The 16429-nt window shown below is 59.3% G+C and carries 8 protein-coding genes; 2 read left to right on the top strand and 6 right to left on the bottom strand.

Going from position 1 to position 16429, the window contains the following annotated elements; all coding sequences use genetic code 11:
* Nucleotides 1–132: 132 nt before the first annotated feature.
* The 4 genes from asnB to Poly24_RS26260 all read right to left on the bottom strand — a co-directional run bounded on the left by asnB (nucleotide 133) and on the right by Poly24_RS26260 (nucleotide 5350).
* Complete coding sequence (gene asnB, locus Poly24_RS26245; protein ID WP_145102430.1) at nucleotides 133–2043, bottom strand: asparagine synthase (glutamine-hydrolyzing); 1911 nt, start codon at nucleotides 2041–2043, stop codon at nucleotides 133–135.
* Nucleotides 2044–2426: 383 nt separating this feature from the next.
* Nucleotides 2427–3518 carry an RluA family pseudouridine synthase gene (locus Poly24_RS26250; protein ID WP_315852225.1) on the bottom strand — a complete coding sequence of 364 codons (1092 nt, stop codon included), beginning with the start codon at nucleotides 3516–3518 and terminating at the stop codon, nucleotides 2427–2429.
* Between the two features lie 498 nt (nucleotides 3519–4016).
* Complete coding sequence (locus Poly24_RS26255) at nucleotides 4017–4844, bottom strand: tetratricopeptide repeat protein (protein WP_145102432.1); 828 nt, start codon at nucleotides 4842–4844, stop codon at nucleotides 4017–4019.
* 137 nt (nucleotides 4845–4981) lie between these two features.
* Nucleotides 4982–5350, bottom strand: a complete 369-nt coding sequence (locus tag Poly24_RS26260; protein ID WP_145102433.1) for a DUF2237 family protein — start codon at nucleotides 5348–5350, stop codon at nucleotides 4982–4984.
* A gap of 324 nt (nucleotides 5351–5674) precedes the next feature.
* Between Poly24_RS26260 and Poly24_RS26265 the strand changes: the two genes are divergently transcribed.
* Complete coding sequence (locus tag Poly24_RS26265; protein WP_145102434.1) at nucleotides 5675–7990, top strand: ATP-dependent helicase; 2316 nt, start codon at nucleotides 5675–5677, stop codon at nucleotides 7988–7990.
* 273 nt (nucleotides 7991–8263) lie between these two features.
* Nucleotides 8264–9298: a hypothetical protein gene (locus Poly24_RS26270; RefSeq protein ID WP_145102435.1), complete on the top strand. Its 1035-nt coding sequence runs from the start codon at nucleotides 8264–8266 to the stop codon at nucleotides 9296–9298.
* On the opposite strand, the gene Poly24_RS26275 is transcribed toward Poly24_RS26270, so the two are convergent.
* Complete coding sequence (locus tag Poly24_RS26275; protein ID WP_145102436.1) at nucleotides 9295–15417, bottom strand: hypothetical protein; 6123 nt, start codon at nucleotides 15415–15417, stop codon at nucleotides 9295–9297. The two genes, Poly24_RS26270 and Poly24_RS26275, sit on opposite strands and share 4 nt — an antisense overlap.
* 135 nt (nucleotides 15418–15552) lie before the next feature.
* On the bottom strand, nucleotides 15553–16194 hold the full coding sequence (locus Poly24_RS26280; RefSeq protein WP_145102437.1) for a 3-keto-disaccharide hydrolase: 642 nt from the start codon (nucleotides 16192–16194) through the stop codon (nucleotides 15553–15555).
* Nucleotides 16195–16429: the final 235 nt, after the last annotated feature.

Here is a 16429-nt window from a genome sequence, read left to right on the forward strand (position 1 = left end):
AGAACAACCAAACCACGCCAAAAGCTTCCCAACCGGAAACCCCTGACGTTACAAACTACCCATTCCCCCAGCCCGTCGACCAACGAATTCGCAACACGCGGCACGACCGCTATTGTGGCCATGCACGCAACGCTACGAGAACCACCGATCACCCCAAAGAATGGTGTTGGCGATCGGCCAGTGCCAACTGGCCAGATGGTTCGGCAGGTTGCACAGTTCGTCGAGCGCTTCGCGGCGGAACAGTTGTTGCGCGAACGAACTGGTTCGATACAGCTCGTGCAACCATGGCTGCCATTGTCCGCCCAGCCAGTGCGGGACCGGTGTCGGGAAGCTTGCTTTGGGACGCTGCGCCAGTTCGGCGGGCATCCGATTTCCCGCCACCGCGCGCAACAGTCGCTTGCCGCGCAGCGACCCTGCCGCAGCCAAGGCGCTTGCGGTGCGGAACGGATCCGTTTCGCCAGGGGCAACATCGATGCAGTGGCCGATCGGTTGGCGAAACATCTGTTCGACGAAGTGATGGTCGGTGTAGGGGACCCGCGATTCCAACCCAGCCGTCATCGTCGCGCTGTCGAGCCGTGACAGCAAACATTCCAGATTGACGCGTAACAACAGATGCGCCGTCTTTTCCACTCCCGACAGATCGCCCAACTGGCGGAACTGACGATCATAAAATCGCTCCACGCTGCCATCGGCAAACGCTGCGGGCCAGGCGACGTCATGAAACAGCGAAGCCTGCGTGGCCGCAGGGATCAATCCGTTGGCCGCCAGATAATGGTCCCCCGCCGAAGTAAATGCAGCGGTGCCGTATTGCTGCAGCAAGCTGTCGCGAGCCGTCTGCGCCGCCGCGGGTGCTAGCGAATCGAGCGCTCGCGCGAGATCAAAATCGTTCCCCGACCAATGCGGAATCAAATATCCGCAACAGGCTTCGTCGGCTCCTTCGCCGCCGAGCGCCACGCCGACCTGTTGCTTCAACTGTTGGGCGACGCGATAGATGATCGCGTCGGTTGGCGTCGAGATCGGCGTCTCATACGCTGCGATCAATTCCATCCAGGTCCGATGGTAATCGTTCGCCGAAACCGTGACCTGATCGAAATCGAAGCCGACGTGCTGGGCACAGCGCCGCGCGTACTCAAAATCATTCCCCGCCGAGTCCAGTTCCGGATCGATCCCACCGCCGCACCGCGCGGTCATCGAAACACCTTCGTTGCGATGCAGCAGCGCAGCCAGCAGATTCGAATCGACGCCACCCGAAAGCATCATCCCGACGGGGACGTCGCTGCGCAATCGGATCGAGACCGCTTCGCTGATCGTCTCTTCGAATCGATCGACGGCGTCGTCGAACGCCAGCCCCGTCGTCTCGCGCGGTGGAGGAGTCCAATAGATCGAGGACGTCAGTTTGTCGTCTGCCAGCGTCAACGTCTCCGCCGGACGCACGCCCTGGATGCCCGCGAAGACCGTTTCGGTATCCAACGTGATCCGAAATGTGCTCAAGTAGTGACGGATCGTCGATAGATTCGGTTGGGGCCGGAAGTCGGGATGGGCGGTGATCGCGGCGATCGAACTGGCGAAGACAAACTGTTGCCCCAGTTCGGCGTAGAAGAGAGGTTTGACGCCGAAGCGATCCCGCGCGATGAACAGCTTCCGTTTTTGAAAATCGTAGACGCCAAAGGCGAACATGCCGCGCAGCTGTTCGACGCACTTTTCACCCCAGTGCAGCCAAGCGGCCATCAGGACTTCCGTATCGCACTGCGTACGGAATCGAAACCCGTGAGATCGCAGCGTGTGTCGCAGCACGTCGTCGTTATAGATCTCGCCGTTGTAGACCAACGCGCACGATCCGTCTTCGGAAACCCAAGGTTGCCGACCGGCATCGGGATCGCGAATCGCCAACCGGCGGTGGGCGAGGATCAGATTATCGCGACGCAGCAGTGTGGCATCGTCGGGTCCTCGAGCAGCCATCCGATCGCGGATCGCGATCACTTGCGGATCGGTCAGCGTCGGGGCGGCGCCGCTGCGATCGAGGATGCCCAGAATTCCACACATCACATCCCTCTTGATCGATCGCTCGCGGCACAACAAAGTTGCCGACCGTTGGGTCGGCGCATAAAAAAAGCTCCCGGATAGTACGAGTCCCAGGGGGGCGGAGGACAGCGCGCTATGGATCCGGGAGCCGGTGGTTCTTTGCGTTAGCAATTGGCGGGCATCCTTGCCGTTCAATCACCAACGTTGTCTTCGCGACGAGCCGATTATTAGTCAATCTTCATCCTTGAAGAAAGATCAATTTTCGTGTCCGCAGGACAAATGTCCCAGTGCTGGACCGCTCATTCGCTTGGCCGTGTTGGCTAACCATCACTGCCATGGCGGGAGAATAGAGGCAACCGCCGACAGGGGTCAAGGTTGGTTTTCGACTTTCCTGAGAAATTAGCTCATGCCCCGTTTTCGCTAGGGTTTAACGAGCGCAAGCACTTCAGAACCGCTTCGATATCGTCGGGGACGGGAGCTTCAAAGACCATCCGTTTGCCGCTCTGCGGATGATCCAATTCCAGCCGCTGCGCGTGCAACGCTTGCCGCGTTAACAACGGCTCGATCGTGTCCCGTTGTGCCGAGGGTTGGGGATGATAATTGCCCGCCAAGTCGTCGGCGGTGATCCGCGAACGACCACCATAAAGCTTGTCGCACAGGATCGGATGTCGCAGATGATCCAAGTGAACTCGCAATTGATGCGTCCGCCCGGTCTTGGGAAACAGCCGCACATAAGTGAAGCCGCGGAACCGCTCGATCACTTCATAAAAAGTGGTCGCCTCTTTGCTGGTCGCATGATTGGCGCGGATCGCCATCTTCTCGCGTTGATACGGATGGCGTCCGATCGGGCGATCGATCTGATCGCGGTCGCGGCTAAGCACTCCGCACGCGACGGCGACGTATTGTTTCTTGACCGTCCGGTCGGCGAACTGAGCCGCCAGGTTCATGTGGACCGCATTTGTCTTGGCGACCACGATCACGCCGCTGGTGTCGCGGTCCAGTCGATGGACGATCCCCGGCCGCGTCGGGCCACCGATGTCCGAGAGCGATTGGAAATGATAAGCCAGCCCGCTGGTCAACGTCCCCGACCAATGGCCCCTGGCGGGATGGACGACCATCCCCGGCGGCTTGTTCACCACGACCATCCCATCGTCTTCGAAGACGATATTAAGCGACATCGGCTCCGGGATCGTGCCGTCTTCGGGAGGCTCGGGCATCCGAAAGCGGATCTGTTGGTTGGGGCGCAGCCGAAAGCTGGGGCGGACCGTCCGGCCATCGACCTGAGCTCCCCCCTCGTGGACAAGCATTCGCATCTGATTGCGGCTGACCCCGTCCAAGACCTGCGTCAGATACATGTCGATCCGCTCCCCCTGAGCACTCTCGGGGACATGGATCGACCGATAAGTTGTCTCGGCAGCGGATTCCTGATCCTCCGAAGTCGCTTCGTCCAGGAGTTCTTCGTCGACAGGTTCTTCGTCGGTGGAGTGGTCGTTCAAAGCAGTCTTTTGATGGGGGTGCTGTCGAATTGGAGGCAGAGGAGCCAGCGATCTGTTGGCCCCTCGGAGCGTCATTGTAACGCATCTCGATTTTCCGGGACCTCGCCCCCCCGGCAATGGGGCTGCCGCAGATCGGCGGCGAAAAGACGCGATTGCGAAGCAGACACCGCCGACTTCACCCTTTTGCCGAACGTCCTTCTTCACCCGCCCGGCGAAGCAGGGAGGGTCGGGAAACAAGCGTTTAGCGAGTTTTCCGGGGAGGGTGTTGTGGCGGGAGCGAACACGATGGTCTCACGACGTCGGACGCCCCTCCCCGAACCTCGCTGCGCGGGTTCGACCCTCCCCTAAACTGCGTTTTGGGGAGGGTGAAGTGACGGCCGCCTTCACAGGTCCGACAGAGCTGGGAAGGACGGAAGGCAAGCATCGAGCGCATTAAAAAAGCCCCGGGGACCAACTTGGTTCCCGGGGCTCGATTTGATTTCGATTGCGAATCGCGGACTATTCGGTCTTCGCTGGCTCTTCAGCAGCCTCTTCCTTGGCTTCGGCTGCATCTTCCTTTGGAGCTGCTGCCGCCTCTTCTTTGACTTCCGCTTCGGGAGCGTCGCTAACTTCGACATCCTTCAGGTCGGGAGTCTCCGCCGGTGGCAAACCCTCGGTTGGGCCGTCTGGCAGGTCTTCCAGGCCGGGCAAGCCGGGAGCGATCGAGGCCATGGCGACGGGTTGGTTTTCGCGGAACCAGGTGTAGAAGTCGCGAACGTCATCGGTTCCCAGCAGCCGGATTCGCTCTTTGGCTTGTTCGGCCAAGGCTTCGGAGCTGGTGTTGTCCGCGACGATCTCGTAAGTCGCGATCGCTTGGTCCAGGTCGCCTTGAGCTTCGTAGGCTTTGGCCAGCCCCAGATTGGCTCGCGTCTTCAACAACGGGTCTTTGGCCGTTGCGAGTACGCTCTTGTAGTTTTCGGTGGCAGCTTCCAAAAATCCGGTCGCTTCATCGCGGTCGACAAACATCGACTCGATCCCCGCACCCAGATTGTGATCGGCTTGGGCAATTTGAGCCCACTGGCCAGGCATCGTGTCGGCAAAGTCTTGGCTGACTCGCTTGAACGATTCGGGGTCCTCGTTGCTGGTTGCTAGCAAGAAGTCGAGGCTTGCGGTGGCATCGTGCGCCTGGTTCCGCATGCTGACAAAATTGTAGGCGAATACGATCACGATCAATCCAATCACACCGATCACGATCGCGCGAAGATAGGGCGTGATGGTGTGGATCCCACTGCCTAAAGCATCCGCAAGTTCGTTTTGCTGCAATTCGTGCCGATGTTCGCTCTTCATCAATTCTTCCGATCCGGTGGATGTTTCTATTGTGGTCAGCGACACATCTGGAACTGCATTCGTCGCTAGGGGGGACTGTGCGGAAGTATAGAAAGGGGAGGGATTTAGCGTCAATACGCGATCGTGATCCCGCCGGTTCAACCGTCGGTTGCGTGCGCCTGCAAAACTTCCAAGTCGATAAATTCTAACGTCGAGATATGCGTAGCGTCCAGAACGACCGGCGGAGCCATTCCGGCCTGCCACGCTTCTTTCCACCGCAACGCACACAAACACCAACGATTTCCGGGCTTCAGGCCAGGGAAACCGTATTCGTCGACCGGCGTGCTGAGGTCGTTGCCGACCGATTTGCTGAACTCCAAAAACTCGGCCGTGACCTGTGTGCAGACGATGTGCAACCCAACATCTTCACGCCCCGTATCGCAGCAACCGGTGCGATAAAATCCAGTCATCGGGTCGACGCTGCACGATTGCATCGGCGTGCCCAAGACGTTTTTTGCCTTGCTCAAAGTTCGTTTCCTGTGTGTTCAGTGCGATTCCAACGGCGGATACTGCGTCCCGCCATCCGGGGCCACGACGCCAGCTTCCGAAACCGAAGCGTCCATTGTGCCACCAACCCCCGATGTCCGAAAGCTCACGCGATTGGGCTTTCCCCACCAGCCCACGGTTTTGCTGGAATCGATGCCGCAGGAAGGGCCGCGACCGCGGCCTCCCGCAACCCTCGGCTCGGGGTCGTCGCGAGCCAATTTTTGCTTTAACCTGAAATCAACTCGGGCCCACCGCACCTAGGCCCGCTCGCGATGCCAAATCGATAGCAGATAAGAAGGCGTTTGATGGACTTAATTCTCGACAACTTGACCGACCCGCAGCGGGCCGCGGTCACGCACATGGATGGTCCGATGTTGATGCTCGCTGGCCCCGGCAGCGGCAAGACCCGCGTGGTCACCCATCGGATCGCACATCTGTTGCGGGAAGGAGTCCCCGCGTCGCAGATCCTGGCGTTGACCTTCACCAACAAAGCGGCGGAGGAGATGTTGGCCCGCGTCCAACAACTCGCTCCCGGCGAACCGGTTTGGATGAGTACGTTCCACCGCTTTTGCGCTCGGATGCTGCGACAATATTCGTCCCTGGTCGGCCTGCAAGAGAACTATTCGATCTACGACATGGCCGACGCCAAGGCGACGATGAAGCGGGCGATCGAAGTCTCGGGGATCTCGTTGAGTCACACGTCGCCCGATCAGATCGCCAACGCGATCAGCCACTTTAAGAATCAATTGCTGACGCCCGAGTCGATGGAAGGGGCGAATCTGCCGGCGGGCAAAATGCTCGCCGCCAAGGTCTATCCTTATTACCAACAGTTGCTGTTGGTCGCCAACGCCGTCGATTTCGATTGCATGCTGCTGCACGTCGCCCGGATGTTGCGCGAGAACCCCGAGTTGCGGGAAGCCTTGGATTCGCGGTTCCGCTACATCATGGTCGACGAATACCAGGACACCAACCTAGCTCAATATGCGATCGTCCGTTCGCTGTCGGTCGTCCACCAGAACCTGGCGGTGACGGGGGATCCCGATCAATCGATCTACGGTTGGCGTGGAGCGAATCTGAACAACATCCTCGACTTCGAAAACGATTACCCGCAAGTCAAAACCGTTCGGCTCGAACAGAACTACCGCAGCACGCCCAACATCTTGCGCGTAGCCGATCAATTGATCACCAACAACACCCGCCGCAAGCACAAGGGTTTGTACACGCACAATCCCGAAGGAGCGGCGGTGCGGTTGCGGATCTACGCCAACGGGTATCAGGAAGCGGACGACATCGCCGACCAGATCGTCGAACAGATCCAGAACCACGGCCGCAGCCCGAAGGACTTTGCGATCCTGTGCCGGATGAATTATCTGACCCGTTCGTTGGAACATTCGCTCCGCTCCCGCGTCGTCCCCTACACGATCGTTCGGGGCGTCGAGTTCTATCAGCGGAAAGAGATCAAGGATCTGCTCTCTTATCTGCAACTGATCAACAACCCAGCCAACGACGCCGCGCTGTCGCGAATCGTCAACACGCCGGCTCGCGGGATCGGCAAGACGACGATGGACCGAGTGATGTTATACGCCGCTCGGCACCGGATTCCACTGTTCGAAGCGATCTGCCGCTGCGATGAAATTGAATCGATCAAACCGCGAACCCGTGGGCTGTTGAAACGTTTTGTCGGAATCATCGACGCGCTCAGCCGCAAGGCTTCGTCCAGCCTCGAGGATCTGTTGCGGTTCGTCTTGGAACAGACCCAGTACAGCGATTACCTGCGGTTTTCGACAGTCGAAGGGGAGGACAACGATGCGCTTGCCAACGTCGACGAATTGGTTTCCGCCGCCGTCGAATTCGATCGCCAGCATCCCGACGATGGATCGCTGGAAACCTTTCTGGAACAGGTGGCGTTGATCTCCGACACCGATGCCTGGGAAGAATCGAGCGATCGCGTGACGCTGATGACCCTGCACGCCGCCAAGGGGCTCGAATTCCCTTGCGTCTACATCATCGGCGTCGAGGATCAAGTGCTGCCGCACCATCGCAGCCACGATGATCCGATGCAGTTTGAAGAGGAGCGGCGGTTGCTGTTCGTGGGGATCACGCGCGCCGAACAGACGCTGCAGTTGAGCATGGCCAAGCTGCGATCGGCTCGCGGTAGCATGCGTCCCGCCGCGGCCAGCCCATTCCTGTTGGAACTGCCTCGCGAAGAGATGCAGGTGATCGATGCCCATCAACCGACGCAATACGGCGACGACAACGATTTCGATGTCGACGTCGAATATCCCGAGGCATGGGATATGCATGCCGATCACGACGACGATCTGAATCAATTGCCGCCCGAAGAACGGACGCCGGAAACCACATCCACCCCGCGAACGGCTCCGCTGGCGTCGGTCACCACCGCGGCTCAGATGCTCGAACAGCAGATGGCCAACACGATCGATCCGGACATCTATACGGTGGGGATGATCGTCAGCCATCCCGAATATGGCAGCGGCCGGATCCAGAGTCTTTCGGGTTCAGCAAGCAAACGGACGGCAACGGTCAACTTCTTTGTCGACAGCATCGAACGCCGCTTCCGACTCTCCCACGCTCAACTGACGATCGAAAGCGAAGATTGATTGCCAACGCACCATCCACAGTTAAGCTTCACATAACCGTTGCGAAAGCAACTTGAGGCAAAGCACCACAGTCCTCCACCTTCCCCAAGCTGTGGACGCTAGCAGCTTCAGCGAGGGTGCGTTTCGGCGTTTTCATCAAACTACCCAGCCGAAGGGTAAGGTTGACCGCGGCGATTACCGATAGAACCGATGTCGATCGTTGCTCGCGCTCCTGCCTTCTTCGCCTGTGAGACTGCCTTGATGAAAGCTTTCGTTTGCCCTCAACTTTTGCTCATGTTGACGCTGACGGCCGCCCCAGTGTTTGCACAAGTGGTGCCGGGTACCGGAACGAAGATCGATTACGTTGGCGACGACTTTGAAGAACCGGCTTGGGAATTTGTTCACAACATGCCCAAGGGGTCGCACGAGAACAACGAACGTCGCAACGGGCCGTCGGGTTATTCGAAGAACCGCCGCTTCATCGAAGGGCCCGAGCGCGGCCAGCCCGATCACATGCAGATCATCCCGACTCCGGCCGGCGGTCTGCCGCACAGCAAGAACGCGCTGTGGGTTTCGACGTTGCACAGCGGCATCCCCGGGCAAAACACCCGGACCGTCGAACAGGATGATTTGATCGTCAGTTGTCCCTCGCGATTGGGAACCAGTTTCCGACCTTCGGAATCGCCCAACTGCATGGTGCGGATCTATTTCCCCGAAGTTGATCGTTGGGAAAAGCGAAATGGGCCGCACTTCGGATTCCGTTTGGGATGTTCGACCACCGCCGAACAGGAGCGTGAAGGCTTTCTGGCCTTTGGAACCGAGATGGGCCCCGAACCGTATTGGCCTGGGATCTGGGTTCACTATCGCCACACCGCCGACCAACGCGGCCCCGCCGGTTCGGCTTATCTGGCTGTTCGCGGCGACAACCGCGGCCGCGACTTCCGCGTTGCCGAGATGGAGCAGTTCGGTTGGTGGACGTTTGGAATCAGCGTCACTCCCGACGGCCGCATCCACTACTACGCCAGCCCCGGCGTCGATCCACTGACGCCACAAGATCTACTGACCAGCCAAACGCCTTACGGCTTTAGCGCCGAACGCATCACGTCGTTCTTCTTCAACTTCTGCAACGTGAACGACGGCCGCACCTGGTCGACCCCGGTCGTGATCGACGATCCCGAGATGTACCTGGTCAACGCGTCGCGTGTGATGCAGTTCGTGCAACGCAAAGAAGCTGCCGAGGCGAAGCGACAAGCCTACGCCAAACGCCGCGCCGAGATGATGGCCGAGCGCAACGCCCGCTCGCAAAACAACAGCCGATCGAGCCGTTAATCGATCGAACGCGACGTCGCGATCAACTTGCCCTGCAGGGCGTCGGCTTGTTTGTCGCGGCCGGCGGCCCGCAACGGTGGGATCAACTGTTCGCCGTTTTGCGGATCGATGCGGTTCAGCTTGAACATCCGGTCGATGTGCTGCTGAGCTTTTTCAAAATCGTCGGCTTCGATCGCCGCGGCGGCTCGCAGGCGATGGATCGTGTGCAGCGATGCTAGATCGGAGAGCGGGATCTCTTTGGTCCAACCGCCAGCGAATTGCAGCATCGTCGTCTGCTGTAGATCGGCGACCGTGGCGGGATCGGTTTCCAGGTCGGCTCGCCGTTGGCAGGACTTGTACCAAGTGAAGCTGCCGATCGGCGAAACCGCCTGCAACAATCGAGCCTCTTCGGCTGCCAGCGGTTGAGCTCCCAGTTCGCCCAAGCGATGCGTGAGCGCGTTGCGAATGCGAAAGTTGACAGCCATCATCGATGCGGTTTGCATCTGTTTGGCTCCCGCTTCGCGATCGCCGCTGCGAGCGACCGCGTCAGCGGCGAGATAGCGGAATTCGAGCTGCAGGACGTCGTCCTCCCACGCCTGTTGAAACGCTTCGGCCGCTTCGCTCCACTTACCCAGTCGCCGGTAGATGATCCCGGCCTGCGCCGCCGGCAGCTCGATTTCGCGTTGCTGCTGCATTAAGTCAAATGCCTGTTGCGTCCGGTCGAACCGCAGCATCGATCCAACAAAAGCGGACAACTGCTCCGTCGTCAGCGTCGTCTCAGACAGGTTCTTCAATTCCGCTGCCAAATATTCTTCCGGCGACATCGTTTGACCATCGATCGCGACCGTCCCTTCGCCTGAGAGCATCGCATCGACGTTCTGCAGCCGCTGCAACAATTGATCGTCGGCGTCGCTGGGCGACTTCGCTGCAAAGTGACTCCACCAACCGTCGAATTCGGTGACGAGATCGGCGATCGCTGGCTGCAGGATCCGCGGTGTGTTCAGGTATCCCATCCGTTCCAGTGCGCGCCGAGACGCCGTCGTGTGTTGGCCCATGGGTCCGAAGATGTAAAAACCATTGGCACGACCGATTCGCTTTGTTTCGTCGAGCAAGGGTTCTACCGCTAGTGCCATGCGCCCGCTGCTTCGCAGGATGCGAAACAATTCCTTCTGGTGCAGGAGATTGCTGCGACGCGGGTTTTTCTGCTGCGAGTGAATCTGTTCCGATAGGGCTGCGTAGAGAGCATCGGCTCGAACGGACGCTTCCCGCTGATCCAAGATCCAACCGACATTTGCAATGATCTGAACCGCTTCCATTGGAATCGTTCGCTGCATATCGACATTCAACCGCTGGGCAACCCAAGCTGCCGGATCGTCTGGCTTCCAAGCGACAGTTTGTAGTGCAGCGTCGTAGTCGCCTCGAGTCCGCAGCAGTTCGAAGTGCGTTTGCGGCGCATGCGTCTTGGCGATCTCCAACGCGCGATCGACCCGATCGTTGACCAACAGACAATTCATTAGTGCGACCTGAGCCGCAGGCGTTTCGATCTTGTCCGCCAACTGCTCCGCTCGATCAAGGGTCTCGTCGGCGTTGGCCTCACGCTTCGCCATGTGTTGGTAGCTGGCCAAGCCACACAACACGCTCAACCGCAGCATGTCGTCGTCATGCCCCGCCGCGACCAGCCCGTCGAGGATCTGTTGTTGTTGATCGGCGGCGCGATCCCAACGTCCTGCGCCGGCGTCGATCCAAGTCGCCAGCGGGATATTCTTTTGCTCCCGTGCCCACTGGGCCGCTTCTTCGGGTTGCCCATTGGCACGCAACAGATACGGAAGCTGGGGCGAATCCTTGTGTTCGGCAAGCCGCTGGGGCAAGAGACCTCGCTGCAACCAGAACGCCGCCAGATCGCTCCGTCCAATCTCGCCCGCGGTGTTTTCCTGCAACAACCGCTCCGCCTCGTCGAATTCACCATGAGCGATCTTGTGCGCGAGCACGCCGGCGTCGGAATAGATCAGTTCTTTTCGAAACGCGGCGGCGCTGGACAGTTGATCGATCATCTGCAGCAACGTTTCATAGTGACCATATTCCAAAAGACGCCAACGAACTTTTGGGTTGGGAACGATTCGCTGGGTAAAAATCTGGCGATCGATTTGCGGAACCGTCTGCAGAATTTGCAACACGAACTCCGCAGCAAGCTTCGATCGAAGCGACTCTTCCGATCGCATGCTGGCTAGCTGAATGAACGCTTTCATCTGTTGTTCGGTGAGCGAAGCGCGCAACCGGTCGACAGCCGCTGGCGTCGCGTTATCGATCCAGCCTGCCAGCGTGTTTGGCGAAAGGATCCATCGCTGCACCAGTGCGGAGCCCATCGTTGCGGGGAGTTTTTCGACAACGTCCATCACCGGATCGAGTCCGCCATTGCGGGCGATGCATTCGATAGCACCGCGCAGGTGGATCCCCTCGCTCAACAGCCGATACTGCTGTCGCGGATCGCCCACTTCGACCAATGCCTTGACCAATTCGTCTTCCCGCTTTTCACTCTCCAGTACCTCGATACAGATCGGTTGCGACAAAAACTCGAACAGCAACGCCGGGGCACCGCCTCGCGACCTCGCCGATGGCGACTGTCCCGACGCCTGCACCCAATGGGCCAAGGTGTCGAAGTGTCCCTCTTGAATCGCCAAGCGGATCAGATGCTTGCGCCGCATCACGCTTCGCAGCGCGTCGTCTCGCTGCGAATCCCCTTCGACTGAAAAGAGTTCCTTCAGCCAAGGGCGAATCTGGTTTTCTAAGTCCAGCCGTTCGGCCATGGCGGGCGACTGCAATAACACCTTGCGCAACGCGGCCCGCTGCGGCGACCGATTGCAAGCTTCGACCAGCGCAACCAACAGATTAGCTTCTTGGAGCGCAGCGACGGTTTCGGGCTGCGTCGTCAGCATGGCGACGGTCGATTGCTGCAGTGCCCGATCTTTAATCAGTTCGGCCAACAGGTCGGTCCGCCCCGCTTTAACGATCGTCGTCGCCCCGGCCGCACTGACTAGCCGCGTGCTCCACAGCTTCGCGACGGCGGAATCGGTCTGCTGGTCGATCCATCGGGCGATCTGCGCAATATGCGACTGCCGGCTCTCGGAATCGTCGCTCAACACGGCCCCAGCCAACACGCCAATCGCTTCGCGGCGAGTTGGATTTTCGGCCAGTCCATCGATCGCGACGTACAGCGGTTGCAGCTTGCCATCCCACGCCCGCGAATCGTCCACCGCGGCTGCCAGGACATAGCTGTGCAACAACGGCTGCATCTCTTGCGATGCCTCGGTTTGGATCAAGTCCCACAGCGGTTCGAACTGGCCCGCCTGGATCAGTCGCGAGATCGAATATCGCTGGCCCACCATCGCCCTGAGGATCGTTGATTTATCGTCGGCGTTCGGCTGCGATTGGATGGCTCGATACAAGACATCGATCTGTTGGGTTTCCAACAATTGATTCAACAAAGCGGTCGAGATGAACAATCCCTGCCCGCGCCGCGCGACCGATAACTCCCGACGATCCTCCAGCGCGGCCTCGATCAGATCCTTCACCCGCATCGCATCGACAAACACCTGCAACGCATCCCGGTCCCCCATCAGCCCGTGGACTGCCGGATCGCTCAACCCATCGCGATGCAACGCCATATCAAACGTTGGCAGCAGCCACCCCTGTTCTGCGAAGCCGCGTCTCATGCCTTTCCCGGCCAAAACTTGGTTCGCCAACGCAGCGGCCACCGCTGGCGGAATGTCCGACTGTAGCAGTTCGTGAACGTCCTGCAGCTTGTCCTCTTTTTCAATCAACCCAACGAACTGCCAACAAAACAAACGGGACGCCAGGTGCTGCAACGCCGTCGTTGGCCAGTCCTCTTGGGCGATCGCCACAATGAGCTTCGACTGGTTGTGCTGGACCAAATAAGTCAGCACCGCGGTATTGCCCAACAATTTCGACAACGACTGGTTCTGCTGTGGCGTCGGCGGCAACTTCAGCAGTTCGATCAATGGTTCCAGCCGCTCGGCTTCCAACAACTGCTGCATCCCCATTTTGTTCGCCACGATCGCGTCGAAAATCGGAAGCTTTTGGTCCGGTTCCGATAACTGCGTACCGATCTCGATCAGCCGCGCAACACATTCCGGCTTGGCGATCTCGTTTTGGGCTTCGCGCGACTGCAGCATACGGGAGATCACCGCGGCGCTTGGTTTGGGATCGAGTCGGCAAAACTGAGCTGTCAGCGTTGCCAGATGCCCCGCATCCAAGATCGCCCGGCGAAAGGATTGATCGGTCGAAATCAACGTAGAAAACATCGCCAGCGTTTTTTCGTCGACGCTCGGCAACCGATCGACCAGCGCTTGCAAGTCCCGCGGTTCGCGAACCACCGACGATAACGCCCGCGATTGCAGGATCGCTTCAATCGCTGCATCGCGCTGATCGTCGGGGGTTTCATGCAGCAGCCGCGAAACGAGTTGCCGCGCCATCGCCGGGTCCAGTCGCAAGCGGCCGAGCGCCGCCAGATAGCTGGGCCGATCCTCCGCGGGCAATCGATCGACGGTCTGCCACAACAACGCCATCCGCTGTTCCGGATCGCGTTCCCACCTCGCCATCTTGGTCACCAATTGCCCCAACACACGGGTGCGGTGCGGTTCGGGAACGTCGCAATGAATTGCGACCAATTTATCGATCAGGTCAACGTTACTAAGGAATCGCATCAGATCGACGTTGTGAACCAAGACCGGCAGCACGTTGGGTAACAGGTTCTTGTCCATCGTGCCTATCATTTCCAACAGGCTCTCGGCCGCGGCGCGATCTTTGATCAACTCCATCAAGTTGGGGATTCGCACCATCCGCAAGATCGCATCGTGCTGCAGCGTGGGATCCTCCGACGCTTCGATTCGACGCCACAGATCCTTCACCATCGGCATCGCATCGGCAGCCGCCAACGTGTTCAAGATGTTCGCTTTGACGATCGCTTTCAGGTACGCCAACCGCCGCACGTCGTCGGGTTGATCGGTCGCCAGATCGACGATTTTCCCCAACTTGTCTTCCGACTTCAGTTGCGCGATCACGGTTCGGTTGGCGACGATCATCGCCAACGCATCGACGCGTTGGTCGGGATCTTCGATCTGCTGGGACAACTGCAACAAACCATCGAAGCCCGACCGCGTTAAGATCGCCGAGATCGTCCCCGATTGCCGCAACATCACCTGCAGCAACGTTTGCATCGTCGCGGCGTCGACATGGTTTGGTAGTTCGCCGAGCGTGTCGATCAATCCGCCGCGCTGAGCCAGTCGCTGGGTGACTTGTTGCTGCGAGAACAGCCGCAGCGCCAACGTGTTGCGGCTGGAGGAATCGGTTTCGTGTTGCAGCATCTTCAACAGAAATCCATGCCGGCTGGCTTGGATCAAAATCTGAAGACTCGACGAATTGGTGTAAAACGCTGTCAGATAACGGGAGCGGTCTTCCGGCTTTTGATCGGCGACAAATTGGTCCAGCTGATCGAGCTGGTCGTCTTTGGCTAACGTCGAAACCAACAGCGGTGAAAAGACGAGCGCTGCCGTCGTGTCGCGTTGCCAACCGGCATCTTGATCGCCGCCGACACGCTGGACCAAATCGACCATTTGTTGTGGACCCGCATAGTCGTCGATGATCGCCGGGTCGGACACCAACTGGATCAGGTGGGCGGTTCGCAGGGGAGCGTTCGGTTCCAGCGAGATCAGGTTTTCAATCACCTCCAGCGCCCTTTCGCCGCGCAATCCCTCCATCGCCTCAAAACGCTGCTTGCCTCGCCCGTCGCGAAACTTGCCGATCAATTGACGCAGCCGCGGCGGGGTCGTTGGCAGCACGCCGTACTGGAAATCTCGCAGCACACGGCGGGCGCGCATCTGGGCTTCGGCCCCACCCTCGACCGCAAGCTGTTCCAGTTTCGCGCGGGCCGGCAAACCGATCTCCCACAATTCACGCATCGACCGCTCGCGAACATCGAAACGAGGAGAACCGAGTCCTTCGGCTGCGGTGGCGATCGCCGCGGCCTGGTCCGGTGTCGGCGATTCTTCCTGAGCGAAAGCTGCCGCTGCGGTGAAGCCGATCGTGTAGAGCAAGAAAAGAGAAGCACTGCGGGCTGCTATCATCTCGGCACCTCATTCGCTAGCCGATGAACGTCGCCGTCGGCAACGCGAGGCCGATCGCACGTTGCATGATAACACAGACGCGGCAAAACGCATCCGTTTTGGCGCGTTGCGTCCGCACAACGGTTTGCGTGTCGCTTACTTCAACCGCTGGATGCGGATGTTGCGATAGGAGGCGACTGCGGGTTTACCACCATGGATCTGCAACGCGATGATCCCCGTCCGCTCGATCTGCGGATCGCTTTCGGTGTAGTCGACGGTCTGCAAATCGTTGAGCCAGATCTGGATGCGGGCTCCCTGGCAGCGGACGCGGATCCGATTCCAGTCGTCCGATTTCAACACCTCTTCAACCGCCCCGGGATCGGGGACGGCCAACATCGTCTTGCGACGCGATTCGTCGTACAGCGAACCCCAGATCGGCTTGTCACCCGCCGTCCCCATATCGGCTTGATATCCTGAAACCTCGTGGTGATTGGGGATTCGCTGGGTGCGGAACTGGACCCCCGCGTTTTGCCCCGCCCCAACCAGCTTGGCTTCCAGCCGCAGCTCAAAGTCTTCGTATTGCTCGGTCGTCGCCAGGAAGAAGTTGTTCGGGATCGTCTCGGTGGCCGAACCGGCGACGATCGCACCGTCGCCGACGCGGAACCAGTTCGCGTCTCCCTCCCACCCCTGCAGCGATTTGCCATCGAACAGCGGCGTGAAGTCCGATTCGGGGGCCGGCGATTGGGCGACAGCAACGATTGGGAAAATTAGCAAAAAACAGGCGAACACGCGGCGCATCGGGAGCTTCTCCAGAGAGTTGGGGGCGCAATGGGGGGACGGAATCGGGATCGCAGCCGATTCGAGCGATCGATCACCGCCAGCCCCAGCATTGCTCTGCAAATCCCACCCATTCATAATTCGATACTCACAGATCATAATCGAGCCCCTTGCGTTTGTCGTGGTTTGGCGACCGATCTCCAAAATCGCCACCATGCCCTCTGCCCCTTACGGAACTACCCCCACAGAAGAAGAA

Source organism: Rosistilla carotiformis (assembly GCF_007753095.1).
In the GTDB taxonomy this organism is placed as follows: Bacteria; Planctomycetota; Planctomycetia; order Pirellulales; family Pirellulaceae; genus Rosistilla; species Rosistilla carotiformis.

Bases quoted from the DNA above. Each gene is read 5' to 3' on its own strand.
- asnB (WP_145102430.1), bottom strand. From the start codon at position 2,043: ATGTGTGGAATTCTGGGCATCCTCGATCGCAGCGGCGCCGCCCCGACG.
- Poly24_RS26255 (WP_145102432.1), bottom strand. From the start codon at position 4,844: ATGAAGAGCGAACATCGGCACGAATTGCAGCAAAACGAACTTGCGGAT.
- Poly24_RS26265 (WP_145102434.1), top strand. From the start codon at position 5,675: ATGGACTTAATTCTCGACAACTTGACCGACCCGCAGCGGGCCGCGGTC.
- Poly24_RS26270 (WP_145102435.1), top strand. From the start codon at position 8,264: ATGTTGACGCTGACGGCCGCCCCAGTGTTTGCACAAGTGGTGCCGGGT.
- Poly24_RS26275 (WP_145102436.1), bottom strand. From the start codon at position 15,417: ATGATAGCAGCCCGCAGTGCTTCTCTTTTCTTGCTCTACACGATCGGC.
- Poly24_RS26280 (WP_145102437.1), bottom strand. From the start codon at position 16,194: ATGCGCCGCGTGTTCGCCTGTTTTTTGCTAATTTTCCCAATCGTTGCT.